Raw genomic sequence first — 23007 nt, 5'->3', positions numbered from 1 at the left:
CGAGGCCGCGCTCAGGAAGGGTAGATACGTTGAAGTGTGGAGAGAAAAGCTGACGCGGACTTGTAGCCCACGACACGCTCCGCTTTGAGCTTGCCATCCGCGTCATAGAAGATCGCCGATGGCGGGCCAAAGATCCCGAACCGTCGGAGCAGTTCCCGATCTTCCTGCGAGTTGGCCGTGACATCTGCTCGCAACAGTACAAATCGTTGCAGTTTGTTTTTCACGCTGGAATCCGCGAACGTGAAACGTTCCATTTCCTTGCAACTCGTACACCAATCGGCGTAGAAATCCAGCATGACCGGACGATGGTCGCCAGCGGCCTGTGCAAGCCTTGCCTCCAGTTCGTCAACGCTTTGAACCGATTCGAAGTGCAGATCGGACTGATGAGGACCAATCGCATCCGAATTCGCGGCGGCGCCCGAAATGATTGTGAGCTTGCCAAGGGGTTGTAATACGTCCCGTCCACCCGAGCTGACCCCCAGGATCAGCACCACGCCGAACGAAATGGCGAGAATGCCGACCGCCTTTTTCACCGCTGCGAGCGGGGCGGACCCTTGAAAGGGAGTTAATGCTCCCAACGCGACGCCCACGGCCAGGAGCAGGGTTGCCACGGCGAGCATGAACATCCACGACGGCATAATCGGATTCGCCATCCAGAGTGCCAGAGCCAAGAGCATGTAACCCGAGGCCGTCTTCGTATGTACCATCCATTGGCCCGTGCGAGGCAACAACACGCCAGCACCTGCGCCGACGAGAAGCAAAGGCGTGCCCATTCCCAGTGCCATCGCAAAGAGCGCGCTGCCGCCAATCACGGCATCACCGCTGCGGGCAATGTAGGCAAGAGCACCAGCAAGCGGGGCGGTCACGCAAGGCCCAACTATCAGGGCGGACATTGCTCCCATGACCGCTGCGCTGATGAAGTGTCCTCCGTGAAGCTTGCCAGACGAAGCTTGCAGGCGAGTCAACCAGGACTGGGGAAGCTGGAACTCGTAGACCCCGAACATGGCGAGTGCCAAGACGGATAGCAGCACGGCGAAGCTGGCCAGGACCCACGGCGCCTGGAGATACGCGGTCAGGCTTTCGCCGATGATGCCGGCCGTGACGCCCACGCCGGTATAGATTACCGACATGCCCAGCACGTACGCGGCAGACAATGCCAACGACCGCCACCGTCTCGCTTCGGTACCTACGACGATGACCGATAGAATCGGGACCATCGGAAGCACGCAAGGCGTCAGGGCCAGCAGAACGCCCATTCCGAAGAATAGCGAGACAACCAACATCAGACTTCGACTGGAGAGCGCCCGGTCGATGCGCGCCGACGCGTCTGGCACAGATGAAAGTTCCAATTCGGAAGTTTCTATCGGCGGCGTATGCTGCGCGACCGTTGTGACGTTCTGATTGATGACCGGGGGGTGCTCACTGGTTAGCGGGGAGATCGGCACATCATGCTGCTGCGGCGGGTAGCAAATTCCAGCGTCGGCACACCCCTGAGACGTAACGCGCAGTACCCAATCGCCAGGCGCGCCTCCTTCATCGAAGGGGAGCGTAATGTTGACGCCTTTGCGATAGATATCCACGTCCTTGTCAAACGTTTCGTCAAATTTTCGTTCTGGTGTGGGATATGCTGGCGCGAGCAGCCGTACGTTGTTCGAGTTCGAGGAGAACGCAAATCGTTCGCGATACATATAGTAGCCATCTTCGATTTCGAAGCGGATCGCCACTGTATGAGAGTCGACACGATCCGCCGTCAATCGGAAGGCTTGGTCGGGCGGCAGAAAGTCAACGCCCATGGCAAACCTCGGGGCGACGCACAGCAATGCCCATATGAGACTCGGGCGCGCGCCGGGGAGGGGCAGACGATCCGTCAGGCGAAGGCTCCAGCTTGCCCATAAATGTGCAAGCCGAGACAACGCAAGTATCCAGCGTGTAATCTCATTGGTCGGCTCTTTTTTCATTGGAACCTCGCAAACTCTGGGTCCGAGATTTTCTGTCTAGGCAGGCCGGTGATCCTTGGGAGTTCACTGAGCTTTGGCATGCCCGCCTGCAGATGTACCTCTCCCTTTTCGTCCTTCCAGACGAAACCAGGTGTTCCGCCGAATTTGAACCGCTCCATCAGGATGGCGTTGCTAGCCAGGCCTTTTTGGATCGTGGCAGCTTTGCTTGGGTCCGTTTTCACCGTCGAGTTCCACGGCTTGCCGTGATTCGACTCCATTGATCGGAAGGTGTCAGTTTTATTGGCCGAGCCCAGTATCTCAACTGCCTTGGGCAGACTTGAGGGCTTGATGACGGCAACCATGACCCATCTGACCTGCAGGCCCGCCGCCTCATAGGGTTGCAGCGCCTTCCACGCGAGGTGACAGTAGGGACATTCCGGGTCGGTGAAGATGTAGAGAACTCGCTTCGGATTGGCTTGCGTTCCTTCGACAACTTGCGGCGCCTTTTCCAGTTCCGCGTACAAGCCGGCGAAATCGGCTTTCGGCATGTAGCGATCTTCGTACTCGGCAGAGAGGATCTTCCCGTTGTCGGTCACAAGATTGCCGACTAGCATTGTTTTGCGGTCGCTCGTCGTGTAAACGATGGAATGCTCGCCGTCGCGCTCCAGTACCCAGCCCGTGAGGCCCGAGGCCGCCGGGAAGCTCTTTACGATACTGATCCCGTTCTTCACGGCGTCTTGGATGACACTCGGGTAACCCGATGTGTCGCCGGCAATCGAGGGCTCGGCGATGCAGAGGAACGTCAGCATGCCCGCGCACGCGGAACGGAGGACGGCAGTTTTTGGCTTTCGGAAGATTGGATTGGGCATCCGCAATGACAAGGTTTCATTGGCTGGACTCAGATCGCCACAGCGCAGTCGCGTCGAAGCGGCAGGTGTTCGCGATGAGAGGCAGTCCGTGGCAAGCACGGATGTCGCGGATGCTAGGATTCCAACATTAAGGCGTAGTTAAAGGCATGGACTGCGAGCCCAGACGATGCCCGAATGAGATTGCCACGCACGTTGCGTTGCGCGCCTGGTGGATCAATCATCAGCGGCGAATGGGAATTCGAGGCAGACGGTCAAGCCGGTCGACGGGCTACTCAAAGTAAGCGTTCCCTCATACTCGGACGCGATGGCTTTCACAATGGCGAGTCCGAGCCCGCTTCCCTCGGCGGACGGACTGCAGCGCCAAAAGCGCTCTGTCGCGTGCGTGATCTGATCAGGTGAGAGGCCTGGTCCACGGTCGACCACGAACAGTCGGACCACTCGGTTGTCCGTCCGCTCGATGCGCGCATCGACAACAGTGTCGAACGGTGCATGTCGCAAGGCGTTTTCCAACAGGTTGCGTATCGCCGACGCGAGGAGTGCTGGTGGGACGCTGACCCAGATTGGACTGGCGTCAGCGGGGGGAGTTACGACGATGCGTTCCATGGCGCCCATTGACGAACCCAGTTCCTGCACGGACTGCCGCAGAGTGTCCACGAAATCAGTCGAATGCTTTGCGGGATCGTCGTCGCCGGCTTCGACCCGAGCGAGGAGCAACAGGCTTTCGAGTGTGGCTTGCAGCCGCAACGCTCCCGCTTCCGCGTTGGCCATTGAGCGTTCCACCAGCGGAAGCGGTGCGTGATTGCGCAGGCCAAGTATGGCCACCTGGATGTTGGTCCTGATGGCCGTCAAGGGCGTGCGTAACTCATGCGCGGCATCATCCGAGAACTGTCTCTCACGCAGTAGTGCTTCCTGTACGCGAATCAAAAGATGCCGCAGCGTACTGATCAGCGGACGCAGTTCGCTGGGCGCAGAAATGGCGGGCAGCGGGCTGGTGTCGCCTGGAATGCGCTGCGAGAGGAGTAGTCGTATGCGTTCAAGTGGAGCGAGTCCGCGAGCGATCGCGAGCCATAAGATTGCGAGGCTGCCCATCACCGCGGCGAGAAATGGCACGCCCCCAGACATCGCATAGTCCCGCAGCAAACCACGTCTGACATTCTCCGGCTCCGCCGTCGAAATCCGTACACCATCACGTTGGAGCACGTAGACCCGCCAGGCCATCCCGCCGATCTCGTAGGTACCATACCCCGGCTGGGCATGCATCAGGCCGGGGCTTCCGGTGGTGCGAGCCAGCAATGTCGGTGCCGTCGTATCTCGGGAAAGACTGATCTCGCAGACCAAGCCGCCAGACGCATCCTTTGCGATGGGGAACGCGGGGGAAAATCGTGTGTTCGGTTGCGCTGTCGGAAGCCTGTCCATCAGGTTCGATACCATCCGTGCCGATGCCTGCAATCGGGCATCCAGCACCGATCGGACCTCACGGTTGAAATCCCGGTACATCCATACGGCGACGGCAGTCCACATCAGTGAAAGCGAGGTGCCGATGATGACGAGCAATCGAAATCTAAGACTCATGCGAACGCTTCCACCGGTCCCAGCCTGAACCCGAGTCCGCGGACGGTTTCAATTGTTCTCGGCCCGAGCTTCCGCCTCAAGTGGTGGATATGAACGTTGACGGCGTTGCTTTCCACACTCGTCTCTAGCCCATATATGCTGTCCTGGAGCTGAGTGGTAGTCAAAATCTGTTGGGGGTATTGGAGAAACACCTGGAGGAGTCTGAACTCGCGGCGCGTGAGCTCGATCAAGTCGCCATGACGATGTACCTCCCCGCTGTTGGGGGAAAGCGTCAGCGGCCCCCAACGATAGCGATTGACGATTGCCCCAGTCGAGCGTCTGAGAACGCTCTGCATTCTGGCGACCAGTTCATCGAGATCAAAAGGCTTTGTCAGGTAGTCGTCGGCGCCAGCTTGCAGACCCGTGATCTTGTGCCTGACGGAATCCCTGGCAGTCAGTGCAATAACCGGAAAGCTGACGCCATCTGCACGCCATTGTCGAAGGAGATGAACTCCATCGGTGTCGGGCAATCCGAGATCGAGCAAACAGAGGTCAAAATGGGACGCTCGTCGGACGCTCTGGGCGCTGCTGGCGTTGCCCACGGGTGTCACCTCAAATCCATGTATGCGAAGGCCGTTGGCAACTCCGTCGCGTACCAGCGGATCATCTTCAACGAGCAAGACGTGCATTATTCCTAACTCTCACGGGGACTGCGACGGATTCTTCCGTCGTGATGTTAACGGTCCGTTAACGCTTTCCGCGCAACCTTGGCCGGCTTCGCAGATTTACCGGGTTCCTCGTGCGGATCCGGATACATCACGCGGCAACCTCATTACGGACCTGACATCGACAGCATGCCCCCCAAAGGGTTCCTTTCCGCCATCTTCCTTTTTGCCGTGATGACCGCGACAGCCGCCACGCCCAAGGAATCCAGACTCTTCGACATCCTTCACAACCGGGGCATCTCAGTACTGCGCCCAATTGCGTCACAAGGCGGGTTGCATGCGTGGGCGGCGGAAAGTGACGGGCGACCAATTGCCATCTACCAAGCGCCAGATGGGGAGCACGTGGTAATCGGAACAATGCTCGATATGGCAGGGCGTGAAACCAGCAAGGCGGAGGTGATCGCCGCGGTACGCGTCGCTCTGTCGCAAGCCCTAACGGAGAAGTTGGCGGGCACAACCTGGATCGCAGACGGCAGGACCGATGCTCCACGCATCGTCTATGTGTTCACGGACTTGAATTGTGAATCGTGTTTCAAGTTCTGGCTTGACGCTCGACCTTGGGTTGATAGCGGAAAAGTGCAACTCCGGCATATTCTTGTCGGGTTGCGCGGGGTGGAGAGTGCAGGCCGTGTCGCGGGAGTTCTGACAGCAGCCGACCCTTCCTCCACCTTTCTGAGGCAGATGGACGAGTGCGCGATGAGGGCGGTACGCCCGCATCTGCCCTGGACGTTCCACTGCGAGATGCCGGCTGCCGCCGCGACTGAAGTGGTCCAGCACCAGATCGAAGCAAACATGCGCGTGCTGCGGCAGTTCGGATTCAACGAACTACCCGCACTAGTCTGGATCGACGGTCACAATAAGTTGAGAAGGCAAATCGGAGTGCCCGAGGACACGCTAATGGGCATCTTCGAAGACTGACTCTCGGGTGGTGCAGCAGGCGATGGCGCGGAGCAACGCCCGCCGCCAGGTCGCCAGCAATACTAATCATGACGTGCCATCTTCTATCGATGCTTCATGGTGCCTCGGTACGTGGAGAATAAGCAAGCGAAAGCTGCTGGCGGCCGCCTAGTGAGGCCTGCTTAAAAAAAGCTCGTAGCCAAACAGTGCGGCACTGCCTCCGGTGTGAACGAAAATAACGTTCTCATCTTTGGAAAAACGACCCGACCGAACATAGCTAATCAAAGCTGCCATGCTTTTCCCTGTGTAGACCGGGTCGAGAAGAATGCCTTCATGGCGTGCCATGAGATCAATCGCTTCTCTGACCGCTGCCGTCGGCAGGCCGTATCCCGGCCCGATGAACTCATCATCGACCCGTACTTGTCCAGGAATGTTTTCCACGGGAAGCTCGAGCTCGCGGCAGACGGCAGCGGCCAGATGCCCTACCTTGTTTGCTTGGAGGGATGTCGGGGCGCCCACGCTGATGCCAGAAATCGCGCAGGAGCTCCCCAATGCATCGAGGCCCACAAGGAGGCCTGCATGCGTACCGGCGCTGCCGGAGGCAACGACGAGGTGGTCTGGGGATACCTGTAGTTCGGCGGTCTGGGCCAGAATCTCCCCCGCGCACTCTACAAATCCCAGTGTCCCGATGACATTTGATCCACCAGCCGGAATCACGTAGGGCGAGCGGCCTGCATCACGCAGACGTTGCGCAACCTCTTCCACCAGGGCTGGTATGTCTGCGCCCGACGGCGCCGAGACAATCGAGGCACCCAGCACCTTGTCCAGCAGCGCGTTGCCCGACGAACTGTAATGCGGCTCCATAGACGGGACACGCGCCTCAAGTACGACCGTACATTGAAACCCCATCTTTGCTGCTGCGGCCGCTGTCTGCCGTGCATGATTGGATTGCGTTGCACCACTTGTGACAATCGTGTCCGCTCCCTGTCTCTGCGCGTCTCCGAGGAGAAACTCAAGCTTTCGGGTCTTGTTTCCGCCTGTGGCCAGTCGCGAGCAGTCCTCCCGCTTGATAAACAGCGAGGGCCCTCCGAGCAATTTTGTAAGTCGGGGCAGATATTCCAATGGAGTGTGCGTTCCCCCCAGGAACAGTCGTGGGTACCGTTGCAAATCAAGATTCATGACGGGCGCTCTGGGCTAGTGGCTAGTGGGTAAGAATCTTTGAAAGGAAGTCCGCTGCGCGGCTGGAGCGCGTGGACGCGCCGTCGAAGAATTCGTGCGTCGCGCAATCCTCGACAATCTGTCCGGCGTCCATGAACACCACGCGGTTACTGACACGTCGAGCGAATCCCATCTCATGGGTCACACACATCATGGTCATCCCTTCGCCGGCCAATTGACTCATGACATCAAGTACTTCGCCAACCATCTCGGGATCGAGTGCTGATGTGGGCTCGTCAAAGAGCATGACGATCGGGTCCATGCTGAGTGCGCGGGCGATCGCCACGCGCTGCTGCTGCCCGCCGGAGAGTTGCCCAGGATATTTGTCCTTGTGAGCAAGAAGGCCAACGCGGTCGAGCATCTTGAGCCCTCGCGCGTGTGCATCCGACTTGCTCCGGCCCAGTACCTTAATCTGTGCAAGCGTCAAATTTTCCGTGACGGAGAGGTGCGGGAAGAGTTCAAAGTGCTGAAAGACCATGCCGACACGGCTACGCAACTTGGACAGATTTGTGCGCGCGTTGGTGACGGAGGTATCCGCGACGAGAATTTCTCCCTTCTGGATCGGCTCCAGGGCGTTGACAGTCTTGATGAGCGTGCTCTTGCCGGATCCCGATGGACCGCAGACAACGACGACGTCCCCTTTGGCGATACGTGTTGAACAGTCGGCGAGAACCCGAAAGTCACCATACCATTTTGAAACATTATCGATACTGATCATGGCGCAACCTTTTATCTAACGACGGCCAGGCGGAACTGGAGTCTCCTCACCATCAGGCTAAGTGAGTAGCAAATGCAGAAATATGTGATGCTGGCGATTAAATATGTTTCGACCGGCCGATTGAAGTTGACGCCAACAATTGAAAAGCCCTTCAGCAGGTCATAGGCGCCGATGGCGTAGACCAGCGATGTCTCTTGAAATAGGACGATCGTCTGGGTCAAAAGCAGTGGCAACATTGCGCGGAATGCTTGAGGAAGCACGACGAGCCGCATGCATTGCCCATACGTCATACCCATGGCGTATCCCGCATGGATCTGACCGCGGGAGACACTTTGTATGCCCGCGCGCATGATTTCCGAATAATAGGCGGCCTCAAATGCAACGTAAGTGATGATTGCCGAGAGCTCTGCACCAATCGGATGACCAACGAATAGTGGTATCAGCAGATAGAACCAGAGGATGATCATCACAAGGGGAATCGATCGCAGCGTATTGACGTAGATCGAGGCCGGACGCTCCAGCCAACGCCTTCCCGATAACCGCATCAATGCCAACACCGTGCCGATGGCGATGCCGCAAAGCATCGCGATCAATGTAAGCTTGATCGAAAAGAAGAGCCCTTTTTTTATGAAAACAAGGAAGGTATCCCAGTTGAAGAAAGAGAAGTCGAGATTGTTCATTGCTTGAACCCCAGCATTCCAGGTATGCAGAATCGATTTTCGATTCGCCTCGCGGCCAGGTTTACCGCAAACGTCGACGCGAAATAAAGGAGGGTAACCGCGAGATAGATTTCAATCCCGCGAGATGTCTCCTCCTGCGCTTGCATCGCGAACATGGTCAATTCGGAAACGCTGACGGCAAATGCGACCGAAGAGTTCTTGACGATCGTCATAGCCTCGCTGGTGAGCGGCGGTGCGATGATGCGAAACGCTACGGGAAGAAGAACGAATCGATACGTTTGCCACCGGGTTAGACCGAGCGCCTGGCCAGCAGCCCGCTGACCTTTGGGGATCGCCTGAATACCGGTACGAACCTGCTCCGCTATCCGCGCGGAAGTGAACAGTCCCAATGCGATGACGACAAGTAAGAATCTAGGCGTACCTGACAGACCAGGTATCAACTGAGGCACAACGTGATACCAAAGGAAGACCTGCAGAAGCAATGGGATGTTTCGAAACAGATCGATCCATATGCTGCTTATTCGTAGGATGAGCTTATTGTCAAACGTGCGAATCACTCCGATAATGGTTCCAATAATGACACCGATTACGAGCGCGCACGTTGCGACGGAAAGGGTCCATCCCCAGGCTGAAAGCATCCAATCCAGGTACGTAATACTGCCATTCTCACCGAAGCATCTTGGCGAGATCTCGCCGCTGATGGTGTCCGTGCAGAAAACCTGCCAGTCCCATATATTCACGGCAGATCCTCACGCCTATTATTGAATGATGAAAATTGATTCATGGTTTGCAGAACATTCTGATAATAATTAGGAAAAGGGGGCCGTTTAGAGTGGTCCCCTTTTCTAATGAGGCGTAAGGAACCTACAGAGAAGGCTTGTCCGAGAGCGTCTTCATGTTGTCTCGAAGCGCCTGGCTCATCGGGACATTGAGCGAAATTCCCTTGGGTGGAATCGGCGTTTCGAACCATTTCTTATACATCGCATCAAACTCGCCACTTTTCATCAGGCCGGAGATCGTGTCGTCCACAAGCTTCTTGAACTCGGGGTCGTCTCGGCGGAGCATGATGGCAAAAGGTTCGACCTGGATAGCATCGCCGACGATTGCGTAGTCGCCCGGATTGCGCGATCCGGCGCGTTGGCCAAACAGGAGGATGTCGTCCATCCCGAAGGCCGCCGCCTGGCCAGACTGCACAAGCAGCATCGCTTCCGCATTGTCTTTTGCAGCGATAATCTCCATTCCCAGATTTTGCTCTTTGTTCACACGACGGAGTACAAGGAGATTCGATGAGCCAACCGTCGAGACTACCGTTTTGCCTTTCAGGTCAGTGATGGAATTGATGCCGGAGCTCGATTTCACAAGAAATCGGGTACCTGTGTAGAAGGTGTTCGTGGCGAATGCGACTTGTTTGGCGCGCTCTTTATTGTTGGTGGTGGAACCGCACTGCAAGTCGATGGTGCCGTTCACAAGCAGCGGAATTCTGTTTTGGCCAGTTACCGGCTGACTTTTGACTGCAATGTCATTGCGCCCGATGGCTTTCTTTACAGACCCAACGATCCTCTGGCAGATCTCCCAGGTGAAGCCAGTGGGCGCCGCATTGTCTCCAAGATAAGAGAAAGGAACGGCGGTTTCCTGGTAACCAAGCGTCATCGCTCCGGAGCTTTTGATTCGGCTTAGCGTATCAACATCTGATGCATATGAGTTGCATGCGATGAACGTCATCGCAGCGATAAGGAGGTGCGTGGATTTCATGGTCGTAGGCTTCCTGGTGGGATCGATGCATGGTCGTGGTTGGATTCATTAAAGCAAATTGAAAATTTGCCGAGAAGCGCATTATGTTCATGAGACCTTTGAGTTATTGTCCAAAGTGAATTGAGCAATATTTAGGTGCAACGACAAAAGCCACGACGGGCTGTCGTGGTTTTTGTGAATAGGTGACGTTTAAAGCTGCGTGATGATCAGGGTGGTGAATTCAAGCGCTTGCAACGGCATGAAAATCCCGAGGATAGCCCCTGGGGTAAGACAAGCTTGGTGATGCAGGGGCATCGCGCTCCCAAGGTGGGATGTCGCCGAATTCATTTGCCAGAAAATCTATAAAACTTCTAATGAGGGGATTCTCGTATTTTGAGCGGTAGTACATGGCATACAGCGTGTGAACTATCGCGGATCGGTATTGGGGAACTACCACGCGGAGATGGCCTTTGCTGATGTCGGAGGCCACCAGGTAGGTGGGAAGGCAAGCAATGCCTCGATGTTCGAGCGCGGCTTCTCGCAGCGCCAGGCTCGAGTTGCAGATCATGCGGGGTGATACTTTGATGTGCTGGGTATGGTCGTCTCGCCGGAATGTCCATGCCCCGTCGAGCGTCATGGCCGGATAGACAAGGCAGGCATGATGCGTGAGATCCTGGGGATGATCGATATCGGCATGATTGGCCAGATATTCAGGTGAGGCGCAGTACAACCATCGGATACAGGCTAGCTTCCGTGCGGCATAGCCCCAATGTGTGTCGGCGGTGATACGCAGCGCGATGTCAAAATTTTCCTCGGAGAGATTGACGTTGCGATCGTCCAGAATAATGTTGGCGTTGACCTCGGGATACGCTTCGAGATATCTGCCAACGATATTTGTCAGTTGCTTTGTGCCGAACGCGATGGAGCTGCTGAGCTTGAGATTTCCATGGGGGTGTCCAAACTGGCGCGCGGTGTCGAGAGTGTTCTCCACATCAGAGAGGATGGACGTTGCCCGCTCAAGAAACAGCCGGCCTCCCTCGGTAAGGGTGAGGCTTCGCGTCGTGCGCTTGACGAGCAGCACGCCCAAGCGCTCTTCGAGCTGAGCCAGGCTTTTGCTTACCGCAGATGGCGACAGATTGAGATCCCGCGCGGCGGCTGAAAGGCTTCCGGATTCGGCGATTCTTGCGAACACCGTCATTTGGGTAAGTGTGGCAAAGCTCTTCATCTCATACCCTATTCCACCGCGGTTCATCGTCTGGGACGGATCCCAATCACATCGCAATTCCCCAACCAGGCTCAGGGCCTTCCGGGAGGGCTTCTCCCGCGGCGTGCTGCACCGAAAGTGTGGGGCGGCGCCTCACATGCTCGATTGGTAGGCCGGACGCCACCATGATGGTGCGCCGACGATGGACATCTACGTCTCGTGAATTGCTTAGGAATGTTATTGGAATGGAACCAAACGTTCCATTCGGGTAAATCCCATGGTAGTGAATGGGGGAGTGTCAAAAGGACCACATGCGAAGCGGCCTTGCTACGGGACAAGAGTGCCAGGCACCGAGAAAGGCCGCGCTACATGGAGCGAGGGCTGGACTACGGGTCCAACATGGCTGAGATGCCTGGCAAGGTAAGGAAACCGACGGGCGACTCGTCTGCAGCCGAGGAGCCACCAGCGTGGCTTTTCGACTGGTCGGGGTGCATATGGAGGGCAACCGGAGGGCGACACCGGAGAATCCTGTGTCGGTTAGACCGACCCACATGTGGGTCGGATGATCTTAAAGATGTAGGATTGACGGAGTGGCCGAGCGTTGCATCACTTCGCTTCGAACTGTTGGAACGCCTCAAACGCGCGCACAGAATAGACGTACGCTGCTCCGGCATTGAGCGCCATCGCCGTGCCAAGTGCATCGGCCAACTCAGCTTCGGTCACACCTGCCTGCCGCGCGGCATTAGCATGGGAGGCAATGCAACCTTCGCAGCGGGTCGTTACTGCGACCGCCAGTGCAATCAACTCACGCGTTCGCGCGTCGAGCGCACCATTGCCATTCTGATTGGTATTCAGTGCCACAAAGCCTTCCATCAACTTCGGCGAGGCCTTCGCGAATACGGCGCCTGCGGCGCGATTCTTCTTAAGTTGATCGATCCAGTCCTTGATCATTGTTGTATCTCCATTTGGGTGACGACAAGGTGTGCATGCGCTTTCGCCTGCGTGTGCGGGAATGCCTCCCAATTCTTAGTCACGAGCACGTCGTAGTGAAAGCGCAAGTTCGTCCAAGCACCTATGAATTGCGTTCAAAGATCGCCAGGGAGTTGTCGCTTGCGACGGGATGAAACCTCGCCGATGGGGGCATGCCATCACGAAGTTCATCGCTATGCAATTCACCGAACCGCATAGCATCGCAATGGACGAGGGGGATGGTTGAAGGATGGTTCGCGTGACCGTCCGCCCACGGCCTTTATGCGACTCTCGTTCTCGAAGCGAATGCCGCGAAGAATGATCGCTGGTATGCAGCCCGCGAGAGCGCTTCGTCAGCGTTGAGGCGCAAGCGGGCAGGGGGCAGCTTACAGGTAGGTCGTTAGTCGTCGGAGCGCTTCGTTCACGGTGCTACGCGGGCAGGCGAGATTAATGCGCATGAAGCCTTCTGCCGTCGCACCGAACTTGGAGCCAGGATCGAGCCAGAGACCTACGTTCCGCAGCATGTGATCATGCAGTTCATTAGGGGGCAGACCAAGTGACCTGCAATCCAACCACGCGAGGTAGAGCGCGCCAGTCGGAACCACGTTGACTGGTAAAGCGTGATCGCGAACAGTTGCTGCGAAATGACGTTGATTTTCGCCAACGTAGTCAACCATTGCGTCCACCCACGACTCTCCAAATCGATATGCGGCTTCGCACGCGATGGCCCCAATCGTGTTCACCAGGTTCAGCCCGCTGCGTTCACATTGCGCACGGAAGGCTGCTCGGAGCCGAGGGTTGGGGATGAAGATGTTGGCGCACTGTAGACCTGCGGTATTAAACGTCTTACCGGGAGAGGTGCAGACGATGCAGTTTTCGGCAAGCCCGGGATCAAGCGAAGCGAACGGTATGTGCTGCAGGCTGCGGTCAAAGATCAGGTCCGCATGAATTTCGTCGGATACGACGATGATGCCGTGCCGCTGGCAGATCGCGCCCATTGTCATCAAGTCCTCGCGCGACCACACGTTTCCCGTTGGGTTATGGGGGTTGCACAAGATGAAGAGTTTCGTTCCCGGGCGAATGGCGGCTTCAAATGCTTCAGGATCGAATCGGTAGCCGTGTGTCGTGCGTGCAAGGGGGGCTTCTAACAGCCGGCGGCCGTTGATGACGATGTCTTGATGGAAGTGTATGTATACGGGCGGTTGTACCAGGATGTAGTCACCGGGGTGCGAGAACGTCTGGATTGCCATGTTCAGCGCATTGACAACACCGGAAGAAGGTACCAGCCACTCGGGCCGCACCACCCAGTTGAAGCGACGACGTTGCCACTCTATCGCTGCCTCAACATAGCTCTCTGAGATTTGGCCATACCCAAACACCCCGAACTCGGCTTCACGATGTATGGCATCGCGAATGGGTTGTGCGACGCGGAAGTCCATGTCTGCGACCCACATTGGCAATGGGTTTGCGGCTTGCTGATCCGGTGTCAGGCGGTGCCGCATACCATCCCATTTCATCGAATTCGTCTGGAGCCGGTTGATAGTCTGGTCGAAGTTGTACATAGAGGGTGCTCGAGATGGATCTCGTCATCTTGAGCAGTTTGGTTCTCCAGCAGAAGCGCAACGTTCTACAAACACCTTTGAGCCTCATTCAAAGATGGGAGTCGCCTCGTCCTTGCGCGGCATGCCCCGTGTTCCCGGTCACTGAACATGGCTCGAAAAATGCCCCATGCAGAGGGCGATATGTGACGAGGCGAATCCCGGGGCGAGGGCCTCGAGCGTGCATGAACGGCCAGATCAACGTGATTCCTCGCCGGCGCTCCGCCCGGCGTGCCTGATGACTTACCGATTGGCGCATCGTTGACACCGGGGCAATCTTAGAACTATCATGATCTATATTGTACTAATACAATATAGTACGTAGTCGCCACAATCGTGTTCTTTCGGGACGCTACGGCGATGCGCGGTTTCTTCCAGGTGGGTCCGCCTGCATAGCGTGATCGGCCAACGTCGATGGTTCCCGTCATGATCAATGGCTTCAGAATTTTCCCTGCATTCTGTGTCCCCAGTTGGGTTCGAAGCGTAAATGCCTTCACCTTAAGAGCGGACTTGATGGCCGGGCTTCTGGGAGCTGTTCTCGCGTTACCACAGGGCGTCGCTTTCGCGACGTTGGCGGGCCTTCCTCCACAGTATGGGATCTACAGCGCTGTAGTTCCTTGTGTTGTCGCGGCGTTGTTCGGCTCCAGTTTGCACGTCGTATCGGGCCCTACCAATGCAAACTCGCTAGCCTTGTTCGCGATGCTGAGTCCGCTTGCCCTCGTGGGTAGTCCGGACTACGTCAATTTGGCGCTTGCGATTACAGTGGCAGTCGGCTTGCTCCAGTTGTGTATCGGCGTCTTTCGACTCGGATCGTTGGCCAACTTCATATCGCCGTCTGTGCTGCTTGGGTTTACTTGCGGGGCCGCGATGCTCATCGGCTTGTTTGCTCTCAAGGATCTGTTTGGCCTCCAGTTGCCGCCCGGAACATCGGCATTTGGCGTACTGAAATACCTTGTCACTCATATCGATGCCATCAACTGGAGTGCAGTGCTTGTTGGAGTGGGCACACTTGGCACGACGCTGATCGTGCGGCGACTCGCACGGCACTGGCCGTTCATGCTTCTTGGTCTTATGGCGGGATTCGGCATCGCTTACGGCTTGAATCGATCCGGATTGTCGTGGGTGCAGCATGTAAGCGTTGTCGGCGCAATACCGTCGCCGTTGCCGCCATTGCACATCCCTCAAGTTTCTTTGGCTGCGCTGCCCAACCTGTTGGGAATGGCTGCAGCACTGACGATCGTAGCTATCGGGCAGTCGATCTCTATTGCGAAGGCAGTGGCTCTGCGCTCAGGCCAGCAGATCGATAGCAATCGCGAAATTATCGGGCAAGGCCTCTCCAACATCGTTGGTGGCATCTTCTCTTCCTATGTGTCCTGCGGCTCGTTGAATCGGTCGATGCCCAATTTCGAAGCTGGAGCGCGAACACCGCTCTCCAGCGTGTTTGCGGCCGTGGCGCTTGTAACGCTGGTGTCTGTCAGTGCTGCCGTTCTGGAGCAGATTCCGCTAGCTGCGATCGGTGCAATGCTTATTCTGGTTGCCTGGGGGCTCTTTGATGTAGAGCGTTTGCGGCGCGTCTCGCGGCTAAATCGCACCGAGTTTGCAATTGCGTTGAGCACTTTGATTGCAACACTGGTTCTCCGTCTTGAGGTGGCAGTGCTTCTGGGGACGGCTCTCTCACTTGGGGCATACCTGTATCAGACGTCTCGTCCTGCGATTCGTAACCTCCTTCCAGATGCCAATCGTATCGAGCGTACATTTACGCCTTTGGATGAGCTGCCGGAAGTTCCAGAGGTTTGCCCGCAGCTTAGACTGGTGCGTATCGAAGGGGCCATTTTTTTCGGCGCCGTGCCCCACGTCACTGAGCAGCTCCACGCCGACGAAAGAAATGGTCAGAAGTTCGTGCTCGCCATGGTCAAAAGTATGAACTTCATCGATCTCGCCGCCGCAGAAATGTGGGAGAAAGAGTTAAAGGAGAGGCGCGAAGGCGGTGGAGATCTCTATTTTCATCGACCTCGGCGTCAGGTACTCGATACCTGGAAGCGTAGCGGCTTCCTGCAAACTCTGGGACACAAAAACATCTTTTACGGCAAAGATGATGCGCTCAAGCATATTGTTCCCCGACTTGATCCCGCGGTTTGTGCGACGTGCCGCGCACGGGTGTTCAACGAATGTCCGCCAAGCTTGGTGAGTCGTACCCCGGACGCTTCTGAGCAGCAATGCAGCTAGTATCACGGGTTCCCATCGTCGTGCAAACGGTGCCGCGGCACCCTTGACGACCTCATGCGTGGTGATGGGTTACCTGCTTCAACAGATCGAAGTACGTCGGGAAGGTCTTGGACACGCAGCCAGGATCATTAATGACAACTGGATTCGGTCCGAAGGCCGCCAGCGAGAAACACATTGCAATCCGGTGGTCCTCGTACGTGTCGATGCCGTGGCCTGGGGACAGCCACGCGTCCGGTGCTTTTACCTTTAAAAAATCTTTCCCCTCGTAGACTTTCGCCCCGAGCTTTCGAAGTTCCACGGCCATCGCGGCCAATCGATCAGTCTCTTTTACTCGCCAGCTAGCGATATTCGAGAGCGTTGTTTCGCCTGTGGCGAAGAGCGCCACGACGGCGAGTGTCATGGCGGCATCTGGCATGTCATTGCAGTCCACGCTGATGCCGCGAAGTGGGGCCTCCGGGTTACGACTGACTTGTATCCACTGGTCTGTCATCTCGATCGATGCGCCCATGTCCTTCAGTGCCTGCGCGAAGCGGATGTCGCCTTGACTACTTGAAGATCCCACACCTTCAACACGTAACGGGCCGCAACCAATCGCGCCGGCCGCCAGAAAATAGGATGCCGAGGAGGCGTCGCCTTCAATGGTCAGATTCGTCGGAGACTGCAAGCGAAGATGAGCTGGGATGCGGAAGGTCGCATGATCGATGACCTGGACAGGTACCCCAAATACCTTCAGAAGCTGGATCGTAATATCAATGTACGGACGGGAGATCAGCCCGTTGCGAACGCGTAGATCAATATGCTCGGAAACCGAGTCGGCCTGGGTCAGGGCAATCAACAATGCCGTCAGGTATTGGCTGGACGCGGAGGCGTCCAATTCGATGCCATTTCCCTCAACAAACACGTCGCTGCCTTCAATGGTAAGAGGAGGGTAGCCTGCTTTTGCTTCGTAGCGGATATCGGCGCCAATGCTATTCAGGCTGTCCACAAGGGCGCCAATAGGGCGCTCATGCATCCTCGGCGCCCCGGAGAGATGGTAGGTCCCCTCTTGCAGAGATAGGGCGGCCGTCAGAAAGCGCATGGTGGTGCCCGAGTTTCCAACTTTGAGATCGGCCTTCCTCGTCGGGAACGAGCCGCAGCAGCCCTCGATGACGTAGTCGTTTCCCTCTCGTCGCCATCTAATCCCAAGTTGCGCCAGGGCGCCGAGCATCAGATCTGTGTCATCGCAAACAAGAAGGTTGCGAATGCGTGTCGTACCTTGGCATAGCGCTGCCAGCAGGAGGGCACGATTCGAGACACTCTTGGAGCCCGGAATGGTGACTGTGCCGCTAGCACTTTGCGTGGGTTCAATCGCCAAGCGTTCAGAAGTTGACATGATTGCTTACTGTTTTGAGGTGCGAAGCAGGTAGAGGACTCAAGCGTCTTCGCTGCGGAGAAGTGCAAAGACTCCCGCACCGCGGGAGTCTTACGCTCGAATCGGTCGGGCGTGCTGTTATGCCCTTTGTTCGTTGGCTACGGGGGCGGGATCTTTTTGGTAGCCCGCTGGCCTGAACGCTCGATCTGGACGCATGAAGAACGAGAGAATGATGCCAAGCACCAAAAGTCCCATTGAAATCGCGAAGGGCAACTGCCAGTTACCAGTGCGGTCGATCACCCATCCAAAGACCAGAGGCGATGTAATACCTGCCAGACCGAAGCCCACGTTCATGAAGCTGCTGGCGGTCCCCGCATAGTTGGGTGCGATATCCATCGGGACCGACCACAGCGGAGCGATTACAAGCTCCATGAGGAAGAAGGCCGCACAAAGGCAGAAGCACACTGTCGTAAGGTCGCGCACAAATAGCACTGGCGTCAGGAAGATCAGAGCGCCGGTCATTCCGCCCACGATGACGGTCAGACGTGCCCGTTGAACGTTGCCGGTGCGCTCATAGATCTTGTCGCTCCAGATGCCACCAAGCGTATCGCCGACGATGCCTGCAACGAAGACGCCCGACGTAAAGAGTGCCGAGCTCTTCAGATCCAGTTTGAAGTTGTTCAGGAAGAACGAGGGCAACCAGGTCAGGAATACCCACAGTGTCCACGCGTAGCAGAAATCCACTGCCGTCACGGGCAGCATGCGGCGCAGTAGCGGAAAAACGGGGACGTTCGCCTTGGAGCCTTTTGCCGGGGCTTTTGGCAATGTCTCCAGTTCGGCCTTCGTAATACTTGGATGCGATGCAGGCTCGTCGCGGAAATACCAGAACCAGACCACTACCCAAACAATACCAATGACGCCAGCAATGATGAAGGAGACGCGCCAGTTCCAGAGGGCCATCAAGAACGCAATGAGGGGGGTGTAAGGGCGCTACCCACGCGTGCGCAAGCGTGCGTGAGGCCTTGACCCAACCCTCGCCTATGAGCCGGCAGCCAACGCGCCATTGCGCTGGTGGCCGTTGCCAGGGTGGGAGCCTCGCCGACGCCAAGCAGGAAGCGACAGGCAGCCAACGAGAGCAGGCCACCAGCAAACGAGGTGCAGATGCACGCAATCGCAACGATAAGTCCGAAGACCGTGAGCATGCGCCTGGCGCCAATCTTGTCACCCAGCCATCCCCCGAACAATTGGACCACGGCATACGGGTAGGCGAACGCGGAGAACACGAACCCGAGCTCTGTATTGCTAAGGTGCAGATCCTTTGCGATGGCGCCCGCGGCCGTGGCAATGTTTACTCGGTCCGAATACTGGATGAGGTACAGCAAGCAGATCAGGATCAGTACCCAATCGCTGGCCCTGAACTTCCAAAACTTTCTCGATACGTTTTGCACTCGTTGTCTCCTGGGGTGTCCGCACGCAACCTCATGTCGCATGTTGTTATATAAAGTATCGTGGCAGAGTAGATGTTTACAGGACAATGCGCAAGCTAACCTGACGTTACGACTGAACCATCCTATTTGTATATTTGTTAATAAAGACGATAAAACGCCACTTTATGAACAATAAAAAGCTTTTTGAATCACAATGATGTGAGGCTCGGGAGCAAAGTAGTACTTGCTGTAGTCGAGTCTATGGAATATGATGTTCTATAACAAATAAGGACAAGGATTGTCATGGACATGACAGAACCGCTGGATTCGAAAAGTGTTGAGCCGCTCTATGTTCAGCTCGCGGGTCGATTGGCGGCGCGCATTTCGGAGGGTGAACTGTCGCCGGGAAGCAAGCTACCCACCGAGGCCGAACTCATGTCCGCCTATGGCGTGAGCCGCATCACGGTCCGGCAGGCAATTCAGATGCTGACGCGCAATGGGCAGGTGACCGCCCATCGGGGCAAGGGAACGTTTGTCACGCGAACTGGGCTGCATCAAGACTTGGGTATGCTTCAAGGCTTTCAGGAGGCTCTGCGAAGCCAAGGTGTTGAGCCAGAAACGGAGTTGCTGGAGTTTTCGGCCTCAGCGGGACGAATTGATTCGCAGATCCCACCCGGACTAAATTTTCCAGTCCGACTGCGCCGTCGCTATTGTCTGAACGGTGAACCGTTTGCAATCGTCGAGGCATTTCTTCCGGAAGCGGCTGCAGCGCTTGGGGAAGTCAGGGCGAGGCAGATGGCGGTCTACGAGATTGTCGAGCAGTACATGGGGCTGCGCATTGGTCGTGCCGACGTGGGCATCCGCTGCGGCCGGCCTGGCGATCAAGTCGCCAAAGAGCTGGGGCTCCGACCTAGTTCAAACGTCCTCGTTATGGAACGCACGTCGTTCAGTGGGACGGGTCAAGCTTGTGAGCACATGCGTATCTACATTGTGCCTGAGAGCTATACGTTCAAACTCAGTCTGCCTGGTCCCTTGGAAATTGCGCGGGCGCTGAGGCCGACAGCGACGGCGGGACGATAGCGCTATGTTCTGACGCTGAAATTCGAGACGACCGAAGAGTCGTAAATACCCACAGGAGACAACCCACTATGTCCTTCCATTCGAGAAGGAGGGTGCTGGCCGCCCTTACGCTTGGCGCGGGAGCTTGCGCGCTTGGAGTATCCGCCCGTGCCCTCGCTGCGAAGTATCCTGCTAAGCCCATTCGTCTTATCGTGCCGTTCCCGGCAGGTGGTCCGACTGACATCGTTGCAAGACCATTTGCGAAATTCTTGGGCGACGCATTGGGTCAATCAATCGTCATTGACAATCGGGGCGGGGCGGGTGGTTCCATTGGGGCAATGGCGGTGGCTTCCGCACCGGCGGATGGCTATACGCTGTTGCTCGGAACTGTGGGGACTAACGCCATAAATCCATCGCTGTATCGAAAACTTGGCTATAGCCCAGATAAGGATTTCACGCCGATTGCAACATTGGCGAATGCGCCAGTGGCGATTGTTGTAAGCCAAAATTCAGGCATTTCCTCACTCGCGGATCTTGTGGCGAAAGCGAAAGCGAAGCCCGCCACTATCAACTATGGGTCCGCCGGGAATGGCACTCCAGGGCACCTGGCCAGCGAACTGTTTGCGGCGAGAGCGGGTATCAAGCTGTCACACGTCCCGTACAAGGGAAGTGCGCCCGCAATGACGGAGTTGATTGGTGGCCAGATCCCACTGATGTTCGATCCGCTGCAATCCGTGCTGCCGCATGTGAAATCCGGAAAGATCCGCATTCTCGCGCTGACCAGCCGACAACGCTTCGGTGCATTGCCTGACGTGCAGACCGTGGCAGAGCAAGGGTATCCGGGGTTCGAAGCCTTGGCTTGGTGGGCGCTCTATGGCCCAGCGGGGCTGCCGGCAAATATCACCGAGCGTCTGAAGTCGGAGGCGCAGAAGATTGTTCAGTCCAGCGAATTCGGAAGCTTGCTCACGCCAATGGGCTTGCAACCGATGAGCGTTCCCCTTTCAGATTTTCAACGATCTGAAGCCGCCAAGTGGAGCGATGCGGTTCGTTCCACGGGCATAACTATCGAGTGATTCACATGATACTGAATGAAGAGGAAAAAGCAATGCTTGCGGGTGAGGCAGGCATTGTGGCGAAGACCGCCATCGAGCACCAGATCAAGGTGGGTACGTTCTTCGGTGCAAAGGATTTCGTTCCCGTCACCCAGGCGCACGTCATGGCCGATACCGAGAGTCTCGGACAAGCCGGCGTGATGTGGCTGGAACGTCTGGCGGACGCCAACGAGGGCGGCGTACGCATCCCGACGATCACCGATCCGCGAGGGACCGATTTCTCTAAGGCGTCCGACCTTGGGCAGGCCGAGTGGATGGTTGAGCTCGAGCGTCGCGCGATCGAAGCCTTCTCACGCCTGGGCGTCAGCATGACTGACACCTGTATCAACTACCAAACCGTGTTGGCAGCGACTCGAGGAGAGCACGTTGCATTCGGTGACACCGGTGTCGTGATCTATTCCAACTCCGTAGGCGGCGCGCGCTCCAACTTCGAAGGTGGCCCCTCGGCGCTGTCGGCGGGACTGACAGGACGGACGCCCCGATATGGCTACCATCTCGACGAGCAACGCCAGGCGACCCTGAGGTTGCGTGTGGATTGGACGCCGAAGGATCTCAGCGAGTGGGGTGCGCTGGGTGGTGTGGTGGGCAAATTGTCGGGAAATTATTGGCAAGTACCCGTCGTGGAGGGACTTGACCGGGCGCCGACCTCGGACGAACTGAAGCACTTCGGTGCAGCGATGGCGAGTTTTGGATCGTCGGCATTGTTCCACCTGGTCGGCATTACGCCCGAAGCCTCACGGCTGGAGGATGTAGGCGGGCACAAGTTGCCCGTGGCGCATCGCATCGGCGAAGCAGACCTTCGAGGGCTGCGGGATCACTATGCTGTCGAGAAAGGTATCGACGTAGTTGTCTTCTCGGCGCCGCAGCTCAGTCTATTCGAACTGCGTGACATCGCCAGACTGTGCAAGGGGCGTCAACTCAAGAAGCCATTGCTGGCGGTGACTAGTCCCCAGGTAAAGCCGGACTGCGATCGCTTTGGATACACGCAAACGATCGAGGAGGCGGGTGGCAGCGTGCTGTCTGGCATGTGCTTCTATCAGTCTTATGCGCGAGAAATGAAGGAGGCCAAGGGCTGGACGCGCCTGGCCACCAATAGCGCGAAGCTCGTCAACATTCTGGGTGGGTATGGATATGTGCCGATGTTGGCAACGATGGAGGAATGCGTGGACGCCGCCGAAACTGGGGAACTGAAATGAAGAAGGATACGTATATCGCCCGTCATGCGATGGGCAAGAAGGTGATTGGCCAAGCCTTGGTAGCTCACGATGGTTTTTCGGCTCGTTATGACCTGAACCGCCTCCAGGGTGTCTTTTCCCGTCCAGCTCATAAGCTCGCGGGTCAATCCTATATTGACCGCATCCTCGTGCTTGACACTGCAAAGGGCGGGGTTGCAACCGCGTGGATGCTGCATGAGATGCGTTCTCGCAACATGGTGCCGCAGGCCATCGTGTTCAACACAGTGAATACGATTTTGGTCCAAGGCGCTGCATTGGGTGACGTCTCGATGATGGCCGGCTTTGATGTCGATATCACAGAAGCCATTCCTCACGGCAGTTTCGTCGAGATCGATCCCGAAGCGAAGTCGATTCGGGTTCTCGATCCGTCCGAAGTGCCGACGCAAGAGGCGCTCGAAGAGGGCCTGGCTCGAGTGCATTTCCCTAAATAGCGCTGCTGCGGCGAGGTAGGCGGCATCTGCCACAACGGATGGCAAGCTGTCTACCCGCCAAATCAACGT

Annotated in this window: 19 protein-coding genes and 1 pseudogene; 6 read left to right on the top strand and 14 right to left on the bottom strand. The window is 56.8% G+C overall.

Going from position 1 to position 23007, the window contains the following annotated elements:
- Positions 1-11: 11 nt before the first annotated feature.
- From dsbD to FFS21_RS11890, 4 genes are all read right to left on the bottom strand, one after another.
- Entirely contained in the window at positions 12-1958 is a 1947-nt protein-coding gene (dsbD, locus tag FFS21_RS11905; protein ID WP_137925048.1) for a protein-disulfide reductase DsbD, read from the bottom strand.
- Positions 1955-2746 (bottom strand): thiol:disulfide interchange protein DsbG, encoded by a 792-nt coding sequence (gene dsbG / locus FFS21_RS11900; RefSeq protein WP_171020389.1) that lies wholly within the window; start codon positions 2744-2746, stop codon positions 1955-1957. The genes dsbD and dsbG (FFS21_RS11900) overlap by 4 nt, the downstream gene beginning before the upstream one ends.
- A gap of 273 nt (positions 2747-3019) precedes the next feature.
- Positions 3020-4360, bottom strand: a complete 1341-nt coding sequence (locus FFS21_RS11895) for an ATP-binding protein (RefSeq protein ID WP_171020388.1) — start codon at positions 4358-4360, stop codon at positions 3020-3022.
- Between the two features lie 14 nt (positions 4361-4374).
- Positions 4375-5046 (bottom strand): response regulator transcription factor, encoded by a 672-nt coding sequence (locus FFS21_RS11890; protein ID WP_137925045.1) that lies wholly within the window; start codon positions 5044-5046, stop codon positions 4375-4377.
- 165 nt (positions 5047-5211) lie between these two features.
- Between FFS21_RS11890 and dsbG (FFS21_RS11885) the strand changes: the two genes are divergently transcribed.
- Complete coding sequence (gene dsbG, locus FFS21_RS11885; RefSeq protein WP_137925044.1) at positions 5212-6000, top strand: thiol:disulfide interchange protein DsbG; 789 nt, start codon at positions 5212-5214, stop codon at positions 5998-6000.
- Positions 6001-6147: 147 nt separating this feature from the next.
- Here the strand turns inward: dsbG (FFS21_RS11885) and FFS21_RS11880 are convergent, their stop codons facing one another.
- The 8 genes from FFS21_RS11880 to FFS21_RS11845 all read right to left on the bottom strand — a co-directional run bounded on the left by FFS21_RS11880 (position 6148) and on the right by FFS21_RS11845 (position 14061).
- A complete protein-coding gene (locus tag FFS21_RS11880; protein ID WP_137925043.1) occupies positions 6148-7158 on the bottom strand; it encodes a D-cysteine desulfhydrase family protein in 1011 nt (336 codons plus the stop codon).
- A 22-nt stretch (positions 7159-7180) separates the two neighbouring features.
- Positions 7181-7915, bottom strand: coding sequence for an amino acid ABC transporter ATP-binding protein (locus FFS21_RS11875; RefSeq protein ID WP_137925042.1), 735 nt, complete (start codon positions 7913-7915; stop codon positions 7181-7183).
- Positions 7916-7926: 11 nt separating this feature from the next.
- Positions 7927-8595 (bottom strand): amino acid ABC transporter permease, encoded by a 669-nt coding sequence (locus tag FFS21_RS11870; RefSeq protein WP_137925041.1) that lies wholly within the window; start codon positions 8593-8595, stop codon positions 7927-7929.
- Positions 8592-9335 (bottom strand): amino acid ABC transporter permease, encoded by a 744-nt coding sequence (locus tag FFS21_RS11865; protein WP_137925040.1) that lies wholly within the window; start codon positions 9333-9335, stop codon positions 8592-8594. Before FFS21_RS11865 ends, FFS21_RS11870 begins: the two co-directional genes overlap by 4 nt.
- 124 nt (positions 9336-9459) lie before the next feature.
- Complete coding sequence (locus tag FFS21_RS11860) at positions 9460-10347, bottom strand: amino acid ABC transporter substrate-binding protein (RefSeq protein ID WP_137925039.1); 888 nt, start codon at positions 10345-10347, stop codon at positions 9460-9462.
- Between the two features lie 220 nt (positions 10348-10567).
- On the bottom strand, positions 10568-11551 hold the full coding sequence (locus tag FFS21_RS11855) for a LysR family transcriptional regulator (protein WP_137925038.1): 984 nt from the start codon (positions 11549-11551) through the stop codon (positions 10568-10570).
- A 585-nt stretch (positions 11552-12136) separates the two neighbouring features.
- Positions 12137-12481 (bottom strand): carboxymuconolactone decarboxylase family protein, encoded by a 345-nt coding sequence (locus FFS21_RS11850; RefSeq protein ID WP_137925037.1) that lies wholly within the window; start codon positions 12479-12481, stop codon positions 12137-12139.
- A gap of 404 nt (positions 12482-12885) precedes the next feature.
- On the bottom strand, positions 12886-14061 hold the full coding sequence (locus tag FFS21_RS11845) for a MalY/PatB family protein (RefSeq protein WP_137925036.1): 1176 nt from the start codon (positions 14059-14061) through the stop codon (positions 12886-12888).
- 462 nt (positions 14062-14523) lie between these two features.
- Between FFS21_RS11845 and FFS21_RS11840 the strand changes: the two genes are divergently transcribed.
- Positions 14524-16323, top strand: a complete 1800-nt coding sequence (locus tag FFS21_RS11840; RefSeq protein WP_137925035.1) for a SulP family inorganic anion transporter — start codon at positions 14524-14526, stop codon at positions 16321-16323.
- 52 nt (positions 16324-16375) lie between these two features.
- Here the strand turns inward: FFS21_RS11840 and aroA are convergent, their stop codons facing one another.
- Positions 16376-17695 (bottom strand): 3-phosphoshikimate 1-carboxyvinyltransferase, encoded by a 1320-nt coding sequence (gene aroA / locus FFS21_RS11835; protein ID WP_137925034.1) that lies wholly within the window; start codon positions 17693-17695, stop codon positions 16376-16378.
- Positions 17696-17812: 117 nt separating this feature from the next.
- Positions 17813-19164, bottom strand: a pseudogene (locus FFS21_RS11830) (MFS transporter).
- A gap of 240 nt (positions 19165-19404) precedes the next feature.
- Between FFS21_RS11830 and FFS21_RS11825 the strand changes: the two are divergent.
- The 4 genes from FFS21_RS11825 to FFS21_RS11810 all read left to right on the top strand — a co-directional run bounded on the left by FFS21_RS11825 (position 19405) and on the right by FFS21_RS11810 (position 22938).
- Positions 19405-20181 (top strand): GntR family transcriptional regulator, encoded by a 777-nt coding sequence (locus FFS21_RS11825; protein ID WP_137925033.1) that lies wholly within the window; start codon positions 19405-19407, stop codon positions 20179-20181.
- A 68-nt stretch (positions 20182-20249) separates the two neighbouring features.
- Entirely contained in the window at positions 20250-21233 is a 984-nt protein-coding gene (locus tag FFS21_RS11820; protein ID WP_137925032.1) for a Bug family tripartite tricarboxylate transporter substrate binding protein, read from the top strand.
- Positions 21234-21238: 5 nt separating this feature from the next.
- Positions 21239-22468: an aconitase X gene (locus FFS21_RS11815; RefSeq protein WP_137925031.1), complete on the top strand. Its 1230-nt coding sequence runs from the start codon at positions 21239-21241 to the stop codon at positions 22466-22468.
- Positions 22465-22938: an aconitase X swivel domain-containing protein gene (locus tag FFS21_RS11810; protein WP_137925030.1), complete on the top strand. Its 474-nt coding sequence runs from the start codon at positions 22465-22467 to the stop codon at positions 22936-22938. The genes FFS21_RS11815 and FFS21_RS11810 overlap by 4 nt, the downstream gene beginning before the upstream one ends.
- Positions 22939-23007: the final 69 nt, after the last annotated feature.

It is taken from the genome of Cupriavidus sp. 2SB, assembly GCF_005503625.1.
Taxonomy (GTDB): Bacteria; Pseudomonadota; Gammaproteobacteria; order Burkholderiales; family Burkholderiaceae; genus Cupriavidus.
This window is presented reverse-complemented; position numbering and strand designations above follow the sequence as displayed.